Genomic DNA, 12,403 nt, shown 5'->3' with positions numbered 1-12,403 from the left:
TTTTGAACATTGTATGGACTTGAAAAACATTTACTTTCCTAAGCGCTCCTGAATAAGCACCGGGATTTCGGCTGGCTTACGGGCAACCGGAACTCCGGCTTCCTCGAACGCTTTAATTTTTTCTGCAGCTGTACCGCTTCCGCTGGAAATAATAGCACCAGCGTGTCCCATCCGTTTTCCGGGAGGTGCTGTCTGACCTGCAATAAAGGCTACTACCGGTTTGGTCACCTTTTCTTTGATGTATTGGGCTGCACGCTCTTCGGCATCACCACCAATTTCACCAATCAGCACAATAGCTTCCGTTTGCGGGTCGTTCTGGAACATTTCCAGTAACTCTTCATAGTAGAGTCCGGCAACCGGGTCACCGCCAATTCCTACGCAGGTACTTTGTCCGAGACCATTCGTGGTCAACTGGTTCACCATTTCGTAGGTAAGCGTACCACTTCGGCTCATCAAACCTACATTTCCTTGCTTGAAAATGCTTCCCGGAAGGATACCAACCAGCGCTTCGCCGGGAGTGACCAGCCCCGGACAGTTGGGTCCAATCAGTTTGGTGCCGTTCTTTTTCAGGTAGGGCATTAGTTTCACCATATCCAGTGTGGGAAGACCTTCGGTGATGGTAATCACCAGCTCTACGCCTGCTTCAGATGCTTCATAAACAGCATCAGCGGCAAATTTCGGTGGAACAAAAATGATGGATGCATTGGCCTTGGTTGCTGCTACGGCGTCTTTCACCGTATTGAAAACCGGAATATCGCCGACTTTCTGTCCACCTTTACCCGGTGAAACACCGCCAACGACATTGGTTCCGTATTCTTTCATTTTTTGTGCGTGGAAACTACCGTCACGACCGGTAATTCCCTGTACAATGAGGCGGGTATCTGAGTTGATTAGAATGCTCATTTGATTTGAATTAAAAATTGAAACAAAGGGTAAATCAGTTAATTAATTTCAGGAAACGTCAATTAAACAGTCTGGCTGGCCATTTCGATGGCTTTTTCAGCAGCTTCGCCCATGGAAGCAACCGTTACCAGGTTGGTTTTCTTCAAAATTTCCAAACCTTCAGCGGCATTGGTACCGGACAGGCGAACCACAATCGGGATGTTGATATTCATCTGGTCCAGTGCGCTGATAATACCTTTGGCTACATCATCGCAACGAGTGATACCACCGAAGATATTAATCATCACGGCTTTCACGTTTTTGTCGGCCAACAGCAGGTTCATGGCGTCAATTACCTTCTGCGGGTTCGAGCTACCACCAATATCGAGGAAGTTGGCGGGTTCGCCACCGTAAATCTTGATAATGTCCATGGTTGCCATGGCCAAGCCGGCGCCGTTCACCATACAACCAATGTTACCATCGAGTTTGATGAAACTTAATCCTTTTTCCTTTGCTTCGATCTCTGTCTTCTCGTCTTCGGTAGGCTCACGCATTTCCAGAATTTCCGCTTGACGGAACAGGGCGTTGTCATCGAAGTTCATCTTACCGTCGAGTGCCATCAGGTTACCGTCAGCAGTAATCACCAGCGGGTTGATTTCGGCCAGTGAAGCATCGGTATCCATGAAAACACGATAGAGTTTTTCGAACAAATCGGCCCCCTGGCGAACCAGCTTGATGTCGTCGAAAAGTTTGAAAGCAATCTGCCGTGCCTGGAAAGGCATCAAACCGATTTCGGCATCGATAACGAATTTGTGAATGGCATCGGGGTTGTCCTTGGCAACCTCTTCAATTTCGACACCACCTTCAGCGCTGGCCATAAACACAACCGACTTGGTGTTCCGGTCGATGGTCAGACCTACGTAAAATTCGTCGGTAAACGAAATGGCTTTGGCGGTCAACACTTTCTCGACAGTGTAACCTTTGATGTCCATGCCGAGGATCTGATTGGCTGCATCGACCAGTTCTTCTTTGGTTTTAGCGAGTTTTACACCTCCGGCTTTACCGCGTCCTCCGGCGAGAACCTGGGCTTTTACCACAACGGGCAATCCCAGTTTGTCAGCGGCTTTTTCCACGTCTTCAACTGAGTGACAGAGAATCTCATCCGAGACCGGGATCTCATAATCGGCAAATATCTGCTTTGCCTGGTATTCGTGAATTTTCATTTAATGCTGGTTGTTAGAGTTTTTAACTAACTATTTGAATAAAATTTTTACAGTCGTTCAATGAGCTAACAGGGTGTTTTTATGTAAAATTTCCCTGATAAATAAGCCTCTAAAGTATTGAAAAATATGAATAAATAAATATGTTGTATATCACATGAAAGAGGTTCGAAAAAGCATGCATTGTGCTCTTAAATGAAATCCGCTAACTTTAGAGGGTTTTCCATCATTAACAAAAGAATAGGTGATTGGTTTTACCTATCGCGAATTCATTTATCCATTGTAAATATTTGCTTATGCGTTCACATGAAATTGATTATCGTATTGTTGGCGGAGACCTTCAGTTTGTGGAGGTGGAACTCGATCCGGGAGAGACCGTAATTGCGGAAGCCGGAGCGATGATGTACATGGAAGATTCGGTGAGTTTTGAAACCCGAATGGGGGATGGTTCCGAAGCCAACCAGAGTATATTGGGAAAATTATTATCAGCCGGAGGTCGGTTGCTTACCGGCGAGTCACTTTTTCTGACCCATTTTACCCACCGGGGATTGGGAAAAGGACACGTGGCTTTTGCGGCACCTTATCCGGGAACAATTCTTCCGATTGACCTGCCCAACCACGGAGGTTCTATTTTGGCTCAGAAAGACGCCTTTTTGTGTGCCGCCTACGGGACAAAAGTGGGAGTGGCGTTGAACAGAAAGCTGGGCGCTGGATTTTTTGGTGGCGAAGGTTTTATTCTTCAGCGTTTCGATGGTGATGGTAAAGTATTTGTTCATGCCGGTGGAACAGTTGTGGAGCGGCAACTGAACAACGAAACATTGCGGGTAGACACCGGCTGTATTGTCGCATTTGAGCCATCCATCGATTTCTCAATTGAATCAGCTGGAGGTTTACGCTCCATGATTTTTGGTGGTGAAGGAATTTTTCTGGCGACCTTACGGGGAACCGGAAAAGTATGGTTACAGTCGATGCCGGTGAGCAAACTGATTAAGGCATTAGCTCCGGCAGGTAAAAATCAGGGAAAAGGCGATAGCTCCATTCTGGACAATTTGTTCGAGCGTTAAAATATTAGACAAAGCCCCGGAAAGTATTTAACTGCCGGGGCTTTTTATGATCTGTCAAAATATTTGCTTTATTCAACTTTTAACTCGGCATCCTTGCTGAACCAGGTGCCGTCGAGGTTGATTCCTTCCACATGTACGTTGTACGTCGACTTAAGCTTACTGGTTTTGAAGTTGAGAACAGTCTCTCCATTTCCATTTGTAAAAACCACCGGAGCCCACAGCAATGTCGATTGCAAATTGTACTTCACTTTCCCGAAAGGCTGAGGTGAAAAATTTCTTGACACTCGTAAACCTTTTTCGTATTCCGGTCCCGCTTCTTTTTTTGGTTGTATGCGTTCCCCCTTCTTCGTAGTAATTTCAATAACACCGACCGAGTTTAGCCCGGTGTACTTAGCCACATCCGAAAGTTTGGTTGACACGTTGATATCTTCCACGGTCAGTGGCGGAATCGCACTCAATGTTGATGCGGAGGTTCCCAGTTGCTGTCCGTCGACCACGATTAACGCACCGCCCTGGTTCATCAAACTGTTGTGTGAGCCTTTGAAGACAATTCGTTCCCCCATCAAATCGAAAGGTTTAATCATATTAATGATATCGAGCAGATTAGACGACTGGTCGAGATATGCTTTCCAGAAATCATCTTTTCTTTTGTTGGGTTCGATTACCTTATCAGGAACAGAAGCGAACAGGTCGGGATTGCTCTCAAAATATGATGCCTGTAGGAGTCCCATTTCTGATTTCCACGGATCGGCTACCGGTTTGCTGTTGATGTAATCAACCACTTTTTCCGCAAAGCTTTTGTCCAGTTTAACCGTGAGATCTTTCTTGCCTGAATCGTCGGTAGCGGTAATGGTCAGGTTGCCGGGGTTCGACAGGAGCGGCGAATCAATGGAAAAGTGCCCATTCTCGTCGCTGGTGGTGTTGAACATCTGCATACTGGAGTTAACGATGTTGATTTTTGCATTGGCTACGGGCTCATCCTTCCGGTTGAAAACCATTCCGGAAAGGCCGATATTCAGTTGTTCAGGCGCCTCAGTGGTTGAGTCTTTATATGTGCGGACTTCGTCCCAGTTAAAATTCTGCAGATGATTGGCCATCAGATAGAATTTAAACGAAGTAGCGTTTTTCTGCGCTTCAGGGTTCGAAAGCGGAATGGGCAGGGAAGTGCCGCAGTTTAACTGGGCGATTCCACTGGCTTTGGGAATATCCGCCCGCGCATCTGTTACCGACACGGCCACTTCTCCTTTTACCGGTTTTCCGTTCTCATCGGTTAGCTTGATACGGATCTTTCCTTCCTGATCAGTGCCCATCGATTCAGGGAATTGCGTTTTTACTGCGACCGATTTTTCTTTGTTGATATTGATAAGGCTCTGTGCCCGAAGTTTTCCCATATCGTCGAAAACGGAGAAGAGCGTAACTCCCTGACGAAAACTGCTCAGGCTAACCGGAATTTTACCGGCTGCCCCGATTTGGAATTCCGAAGCCCAGACTACTTCACCACGGTTGACAGCCAGCATGGAGTATTTATTTTTTTCACTGCCGGCCGGTCTTTTTAACGTGATCCAAAGTGTGTCGGCATTACTCTGGTTGGCGGTAATGGAAACAGCCTGCGCATCAGGTTTCGGCAACGGAAATTCCTGGCCTTTGCCGGGCTCACTGGTGACGACCAGCTTCAACTGGCTGTCATTCTGGGACACCAGGCTAAAAATTCCCAAGCCGGGAGCAATGGTTCCTGCTTTGGCCAGCAGTTTGCCGTTATGATCGACGACATCACCATTGACTACAATTGGATTGCCGAATGCATCGGAAGCACGAAATGCGACCATTTGGGCTGTTGCCGGTACCAGGTTCCCTCCTTCCGGGAAAAAGTGAATGTTCAGCGGTTCATTGGCAAGCGGCACATGGTTGCTGAAATGATAGTCTTCTTTATTTTCATTGAAATTGACAACCAGCATCATGGGCTTTTTCAACTGTTGATTGGGAGCGTTGAAAGTGATGAATGCACTTCCGTTTTTCTCGGTTTTTACTTTCCCCGAAGCAAAAGTGTTGTCGCCCGATTGTACCGTGTATTTTACCCGCACGTTCGATTCCGGTTTCCGGCTAAGATCCGTGACAAAGAGTTTGGCTGTCACCGTTTCGCCTGCCTGATAATTTGGCTTGTCGAATACCATGTTGTAGTGGAGGTTGTGCTGTTCGGGACTTTTAATGATAATGCGTTTGTAAAAAACCTGGTTCACGGGTCTGAAAGTCATTTCCGGAGTGTAGGCGATCAGGTAATAGTGGCCCTGCTTCACAGATTCCGGAATCTTGAAATCACCGTTGGTAATCCCGTTTTGAAGCTTGAACCGGTCGCTTCTGATTTCATCACCGTTGTCGCTGACCAACCTGACATCCAACTCGAGGCTTTTCAGCGAAGGAAGATGTGTGAGCACATCGGTTACATAGCCTTTGAACCAAAGACTTTCACCTGGCCGGTAAAGTGACTTATCGGTTGAAACATAGACTTCCTGATTCACGGTTTGCAAGCGGTAATTATTTAATTGATTGGTCAGTTGATCAATCAGATGAGGCTTTTCTGTATCCTGGGCGTGCAGCCATCCGGCGAACAGGAAAATCCCCGAAAGAACAAGGCGGACAATTGATTTCATAGCGATGGTGTTATTATTGATTTTTATTTTTAGTTGAATCGACGTTTTGTTTTAACGCATTACGCAGATCTTCATCTGGTTTAATCACGTTGTAGTTTTCCCAGAATTGCGGATCATAGTCACCGATAAAGTCGGTGAAAATGTCGTTCGACCGGAAAATTCCTGAGGGACCAAATCTGGCCCTTCGCGGAAACCGGTATTGCTGGGTAACCACCATGTCGGAAACACTCCGGAAAATAGAGCGCTGATGGTTTTCCTTATTGCGTACCCGGAACTGTACATCGGTACGCGCCATGTAGAAACTCCATTTTCCGTTTAATTCCCGGTAGGTAATTTTATATTCGGCCCTGATGGGCTGTGTTTTAACGTTATGCGGCTGTTTCTTGATAAACGATTCGCCCAGAATTTTCAAGCTCTTGTTATCCAGTGAGAAATCGGCCATAATAAGGGCATACGATTCGGCGTCGATAAGGAAGTAACCGTTGAAGCAGGGATAATCCACCCGCTCTTTTCGCGAAAATCGGATAACCCAGGCCACCCGGCCGTTATATACAATTGGTTGTTCGAATTTGTAGCGGTAAATCTGTTCGTATTGCGGATCGAGAAAACTTTCGAGGTTTTTCACTACATCAAGTTTGGTGATGTAGTAGGGGCCTCCCTGAATTTTGAGTTTTACGTCTTTGTATGAGCGGTTGAATTCACTTTTTCGCCCTTTGATAAACCGGACCCTATCGCTTCGAACCCCTCTGTACGGACTTTTGAGCATCTCCATCACGGCTTCCCACACTCCCATATATTTGCCGTCTTGTCTGACAGTTTCACGATAGAATGTGGTCATGAGCTGGGGAGTCAGGGTGTAATTGTCGACAATATGCGATCTGAACCGGGCAATAATTTCTTCAGGCTCGACCGGTTTGACCCTAACTTCGCGCAAGCGGTACGATACAGGTTTGAGGTCGATTTGACCGACATTTTTCAGGCTATCGGGCGTAATGCGATATTCGACATAGCCCAGACATCCGATAAGGACATCATGGTCGAGCAATCGTTGCGGGATAACCAAATCAAAACGACCGTCGGAGTTGGTGATGGTACCAATGCTCTGACCGTCGATGGTGACAGATGCGTACGGAACCGGTTCATGATTGTCGCGATCGATAATTTGTGCCGAAACACGCAATGGCGCCTTTTCGATGTATTTGATAATGATTTGATTATCGATAACCTCAATTTGGTAGTCAGCGGCCGGAAGAAGTTGACGCAAGACACTCTTCAACGGCTTTTTTTCGACATGACACGAATAAAGCCCCTGGGGCAGAATCTGAGGGTTGTACGAAAAATAGAGGTCGTTTTCGAGCACCAATTGGTCGATGATATCTTCGACCGATGAACTGTCGATGGAAATTGTGATAGGACGTTGTAGTACGGAAATAGCTTCCTGAGCACGTACTCCGGGCACAAGAAGGCATATCAGCCACAATAGAATTCCATACTTTTTAAACATAGGTTTAGAAAACTTTTTGCAGGCGAAAATCGGCTCTTATCAACTGTCCGTCTCTTTTCACCAGCATTTTTATATTTCGGTTCTCCCGACTCATCAGGAGTTGGTTGATTTCGCTCAACGAAATGTCTTTGGCCGCTGTATGGTTGATGTATACTATCACATCGTCGGGCAACAATCCTGCCAAATCGCCGGGAGAGCCCTCCCGGACATTGATGATTTTGTAATACGGCAAGCCCGGCATCGGATTCACAATATCGATTCCGCTCATATTATCATAGAACGGTTTGTGAACATGGCGTCCCGGCTGCAACAGCATCCGCTGATTTTGATAATCGATTACAACCGTAAAACGTCGCAAAATCTCGCCTCCAACACTCCCGTTTCGCTGTTTTCCGAGCGTTCCTCCAATGTGGCTGGTATCTGGGAACGAAGCTATCGGTTCGGCAAATTCTATGTTGCCAATCCGGATAGCCTGTATCCGGCCTTTCTTCCCGTAAAGGTTACCTGCCATTCCTCGTCCCAGGAACGTTTCGATACTGTTTCCCGGCGGCTGAAGCCGGTTATCAGAAACCGGAGATAACCAAACGGCATCACTGAATCCCAAGTCGACCATCAGTTTTACCGGAACGATTTCATCATTTTCCATGGTTACAGTGGCTTTCATCAGCGGTTTTGAAGCAGTGAGCTCGAGAGTGACCGTTTCCGATTTCCGCAAAGCCCGTTTCATGTTGAATCGCTCCGGTTGATAAAGGTAAATTATCTTTCGGCCATAATCGATTTTTACGACATAATCTTTAAACAGGTTAAATCCGATTACTCCGTGGACTGGGATGCCGATTAACGGTGATATCCTGAAGTCGGGGTTATCTAACACATGGATGGTTTGGTTATAACCGGTTAGTCCCGGGAATTCGATTTTATTATTGAACGAAGCGTAAGCACTTACTTTTTTCAGTTCGCCCAGTCCGGTAAGTTCCAGCGGTTGCAAAAATTTTAGCTTGAGTTGAATGGAGTCGGGAAATTCGGTAATGGTCGGTACTTTCACGCCTGTATCGAGAATAAAATTCAGGCTTTGCGAACTATTGATCCGCACCGGGACGATGATAAGATTACTGGCGTCGACGAACGGGATGGCAACGAATTTCCGTTCAGGGCGGTTGAAGACAAACGATCGGTGGTCTGATTTTTCGGTGGATTCTGTTTGGAACTGACTGTTCAGGTCGTTATTGAACAAATCGTGGACAATGAGATGCCTGTTCGATACCATGAAGTCAAGCCGGTAACGATTCAGTAATTCCTTTAGCACATCTCCCGCCGCCTGGTTCTCACACCTGAAACTGACCAGCTGATTCGCATCTGCATTGGCATTATAGGTTAATTGCAACCCGAGGGTATCACTTACGTGATGAATAATGTCAATGAGCGGTTGCTCCTTTGCGCGGAGCGATATTTTTTGTTGCAGGATAGCTTCCTGTGCTTTTGTATGCGGACAGGGAAGTGTAAAAAGGAAAATCACCATCAGGCTGAATGCAATAATGATACGTTTTCCTTTTTGCCGTTTCATGTAACGGCCTCCTTTCCTGTAGTTATTTCTTCATGGCAAACACGATACCATCGTCTGTTTTCGATACTTTCAGATTCAGAGTACGACCAATCACATCGACGATAAAATCGAGATTCTGTTTTTCAAAGTCTGCGGTATATCGCAGCGTATCGATGTGCGTATCGGCGCCTTCCACTTTGACGTGGTAGGTATTTTCGAGAACACTGAACACCTCTGAAAGGGGCGTATTCTTAAACCGGATGTCTTTGTTCACCCACGAAAGGTAATTGGGAGCCACACCCAATTGGCTGGACGTAGAACCATCGCTTAAATTCACCCATCCGCGCTGTCCGGCCGGAAGGATCTCTTCGGCTTGCTTACCTTTCTTGCGGGTCGAAACCAGCCGGACGGTACCGGTACGTACATTCACTTCCACTTTCTCCTTGCCGGGATAAGCCGACACATTGAAAGAAGTTCCCAGCACTTCAATTTGCGCTCCTTCGGTTTCGATGATAAACGGGTGCAGTGCATCGTGGTGAACGTCGAAAAATGCTTCACCAACCAGTTTTACAGTTCTTTTCTTGCCGGTGAAACCTTGAGGATACTCAATACGGGAATTGGCATTCAGGCTCACAACAGTTCCATCGGGCAAGGTCACTTGTTTGACAGCGGTTGGCTGTACCACGCTTTGCTGAACAACCCACTGCGATGTGATAGGCTTTTCAGGGCGGGTGAGCCAATAACCGGTAACGCCAAGTGCGACAAGTACCAGTATGGTAGCGGCATATTGCATCACGCGTCGGAATAAACGACGGGTTGGTTGTTCTGCCGGTTGAGGAGTTTTATCCAGTTGCTTATTTAGTTTATCCCAGGCCTTTTCCGGATCAGCAGCCGAATGGCTGAAAATCGTACCACTCAGCTCCCAGGCTTCTCTCATCTCTCTCATCTCAGAGGTTTCCTCTCCCGAAAACGTCTCCGCACCTCTTTCGCCGTTCAGGAAAGCAGCCCATTCTTCCGGCGTCAGTTTCGATATGTTCTTCTGGCTTTTCATAATCTGTATGGAAGACAGTTAATCAGCTTTTTACCCTTAACGGAAATGGAACGATATGGTAATTTTTCTTTAGTTTTATTTATCCCTGTTCCCAGGAAGAAGAGCACAAGGTGGCGATAATCTTTCAACAGCGTTCGTAATTGTTTTAAGGCCAGCGTCATTTGTGTTTCGACGGTTTTCACCGAAATATTTAATTGCTCGGCAATTTCCCGGTACTTCAAACCTTCTTCACGTGCCAGTCGAAAAATTTCCTGTCGTTTTTCCGGCAAAGCCGAAACCGCCGCATCGATTTTTTCTCTCAAACCTACCTCCACATAAAAATCACTGTAATCGTGGCGGTCCGATTCCCGTTCCATAACCATGCTGGCATAGCCCGACATAATTTTCCGGTGCTCGAGATAGTTGAGGCTGAGATTCCGGACTGCCCGAAACAAATAACTGCGAAGGGAAGAGGTAATCATCAATTCCTTCCGCTTTTGCCAGAATTTGAGAAAGACATCCTGCACGACACTTTCCGACGGCTCCATTTCGCCCAGAAACCGGAAAGCATAAGCGACCATCGGGCGATAACACTCATGAAAGAGCGCTTCAAAAGCCTGCTTGTCGCCTTCGCGGATAGCCTGAAGTCGTCTGTTGTCCTCGTTTGGTATCATCTGAGATTTTTGCATCGCCCCATCAATGTAATAGTATTATGACAGTTCATCATCAAAACACCCTTATGTTAAGAGGCATAATTTTTAATTGATGCTTTAATTTAATGAAAAAGAGGCACAATAAATGAGCAATGATGAAATTATTGGAAAGGGAATAATACCCGTTTTATGAAGAATTCGGGGTACAGAAACTTTCCTGCAAATTTTTATCTTTGAGATTTTTCGGAAAATATACCAAACGACTAATTTGACATTTGACATGACGGAGAGAGAAAGTACCTGGCGCTTTTCGCGCGCGTTTTGGGTGGCCAATACCGTTGAACTACTGGAGCGGGCGGCCTATTACGGAGTTTTCATTGTTATTACCCTTTACCTTTCAAGAATATTAGGCTTTTCAGATGTTCAGGCCGGATTCATTTCCGGAACCTTTTCTGCCTTGCTCTACTTTTTGCCCACTTTCAGCGGTGCAATTGCCGATAAAATAGGTTTTCGGAGTGGTTTGTTACTGGCGTTCGGTTTGCTTTCCATTGGTTATTTGGGATTAGCGATTCTGCCAACTACGCTTCAATCAGCCGGTCTGGTTCATTACGGACACACAACAGAATTTACGGGCTTAAGGAGCAGTACTGCCAAGTGGGGCATTTTGCCGGTAATGGCACTCATTATCATTGGCGGTTCCTTCATCAAATCGGTGATTTCCGGAACCGTCTCCAAAGAGACTACCGAACAGAACCGGGCCCGTGGCTTTTCGATATTTTATGCCATGGTGAATATTGGCGCCTTTTCGGGAAAAACCATCGTAAAACCTTTGCGGGAAGCGCTGGGAAACGAAGGTCTGATTACCCTGAATTACTTTTCGGCCGGAGCAACCTTGCTTGGATTTATCGTTGTTTTCTTCCTGTTCAAATCGTCACATCACGAAGGGCAGGGAAAATCGTTGAAAGAAATTTGGCAGGCGCTTATCCGCGTGGTTTCCAACGTGCGGTTGATTGTTCTGATTCTGATCATCACCGGCTTTTGGATGGTGCAGCACCAGTTGTATGCCACCATGCCGAAATACGTGTTGCGTATGGCTGGCGAAGGAGCTTCCCCGTCGTGGTACGCCAACGTTAATCCATTGGTCGTGGTACTGACGGTCGGTTTGGTTACACAGCTGATGCGCAAAAAAAAGGCGGTTACTTCCATGACGGTGGGAATGTTCATCATGCCGTTTTCCGCATTAGCGATGGCGTCCGGCAACATGATTGCTCAGGAACCGATTCTGGGCATGCACCCGGTAGCCTTCATGATGGTGGTGGGAATTGTTTTTCAGGGAGTTGCCGAATCGTTCATTTCACCCCGCTTCCTCGAATACTTTTCGTTGCAGGCGCCAAGAGGTGAGGAGGGACTTTATCTCGGATTCAGCCACCTTCATTCGTTCATCTCATCGTTGGTTGGGTTTGGCTTGTCGGGATACCTGCTTGGAAAATATTGTCCAGATCCGCTGACTTTAACAGATGCCGAAAAGCTTCACGCATACGATCATGCGCACTACATCTGGTTTGTGTTTGTGGGCATTGCGATTGTCTCGGCGATCTCGTTGGTAATTTACGGAAAAGTCACGGCAGCCATTGATGCCCGCCAAGTAAAGGAAATCTGAGTTTTTTCCGTGAAAAATATTTTTCGGAAGTGAATTTTTGATCTATATTTGTGCCGCGCCGGAAAAAACCGGTTGTCTACCTGCCCGGATGGCGGAATTGGTAGACGCGCTGGATTCAAAATCCAGTTCTGGCAACAGAGTGTGGGTTCGATTCCCACTCCGGGTACTGAAGCCTTCTTCCGAAAGGGAGAAGGTTTTT

General features: G+C 46.6%; 9 protein-coding genes and 1 tRNA gene. 3 read left to right on the top strand and 7 right to left on the bottom strand.

Features of this window, described 5'->3' with window-relative positions; genetic code table 11:
• Window positions 1-30: 30 nt before the first annotated feature.
• Both sucD and sucC read right to left on the bottom strand, forming a co-directional pair.
• Complete coding sequence (gene sucD, locus CLV93_RS04260) at window positions 31-903, bottom strand: succinate--CoA ligase subunit alpha (RefSeq protein ID WP_106540937.1); 873 nt, start codon at window positions 901-903, stop codon at window positions 31-33.
• A gap of 62 nt (window positions 904-965) precedes the next feature.
• Window positions 966-2,105: an ADP-forming succinate--CoA ligase subunit beta gene (sucC, locus tag CLV93_RS04255; RefSeq protein WP_106540936.1), complete on the bottom strand. Its 1,140-nt coding sequence runs from the start codon at window positions 2,103-2,105 to the stop codon at window positions 966-968.
• 293 nt (window positions 2,106-2,398) lie between these two features.
• On the opposite strand from sucC, the gene CLV93_RS04250 reads away from it, so the two are divergent.
• On the top strand, window positions 2,399-3,166 hold the full coding sequence (locus tag CLV93_RS04250; protein ID WP_106540935.1) for a TIGR00266 family protein: 768 nt from the start codon (window positions 2,399-2,401) through the stop codon (window positions 3,164-3,166).
• Window positions 3,167-3,234: 68 nt separating this feature from the next.
• On the opposite strand, the gene CLV93_RS04245 is transcribed toward CLV93_RS04250, so the two are convergent.
• From CLV93_RS04245 to CLV93_RS04225, 5 genes are read right to left on the bottom strand one after another with little or no spacing between them, the layout of a single operon-like run.
• Complete coding sequence (locus CLV93_RS04245; RefSeq protein WP_106540934.1) at window positions 3,235-5,814, bottom strand: carboxypeptidase-like regulatory domain-containing protein; 2,580 nt, start codon at window positions 5,812-5,814, stop codon at window positions 3,235-3,237.
• A 13-nt stretch (window positions 5,815-5,827) separates the two neighbouring features.
• The gene (locus CLV93_RS04240; protein WP_106540933.1) at window positions 5,828-7,318 is read right to left on the bottom strand and encodes a carboxypeptidase-like regulatory domain-containing protein; all 1,491 of its coding nucleotides are present in this window, start codon (window positions 7,316-7,318) and stop codon (window positions 5,828-5,830) included.
• A gap of 4 nt (window positions 7,319-7,322) precedes the next feature.
• Window positions 7,323-8,882, bottom strand: coding sequence for a PDZ domain-containing protein (locus CLV93_RS04235; RefSeq protein ID WP_106540932.1), 1,560 nt, complete (start codon window positions 8,880-8,882; stop codon window positions 7,323-7,325).
• 22 nt (window positions 8,883-8,904) lie between these two features.
• Window positions 8,905-9,912: a FecR family protein gene (locus CLV93_RS04230; protein WP_106540931.1), complete on the bottom strand. Its 1,008-nt coding sequence runs from the start codon at window positions 9,910-9,912 to the stop codon at window positions 8,905-8,907.
• Window positions 9,909-10,565 carry an RNA polymerase sigma-70 factor gene (locus CLV93_RS04225; protein WP_170108861.1) on the bottom strand — a complete coding sequence of 219 codons (657 nt, stop codon included), beginning with the start codon at window positions 10,563-10,565 and terminating at the stop codon, window positions 9,909-9,911. Before CLV93_RS04225 ends, CLV93_RS04230 begins: the two co-directional genes overlap by 4 nt.
• Before the next feature lie 259 nt (window positions 10,566-10,824).
• On the opposite strand from CLV93_RS04225, the gene CLV93_RS04220 reads away from it, so the two are divergent.
• Together CLV93_RS04220 and CLV93_RS04215 are read left to right on the top strand one after the other, a co-directional pair.
• Complete coding sequence (locus tag CLV93_RS04220) at window positions 10,825-12,204, top strand: MFS transporter (protein ID WP_106540929.1); 1,380 nt, start codon at window positions 10,825-10,827, stop codon at window positions 12,202-12,204.
• Between the two features lie 82 nt (window positions 12,205-12,286).
• Window positions 12,287-12,370: transfer RNA gene (locus CLV93_RS04215), tRNA-Leu, on the top strand.
• The last annotated feature ends 33 nt before the right edge of the window (window positions 12,371-12,403 follow it).

Origin of the sequence: Prolixibacter denitrificans, from assembly GCF_003014495.1 — a bacterium.
In the GTDB taxonomy this organism is placed as follows: Bacteria; Bacteroidota; Bacteroidia; order Bacteroidales; family Prolixibacteraceae; genus Prolixibacter; species Prolixibacter denitrificans.
This window is presented reverse-complemented; position numbering and strand designations above follow the sequence as displayed.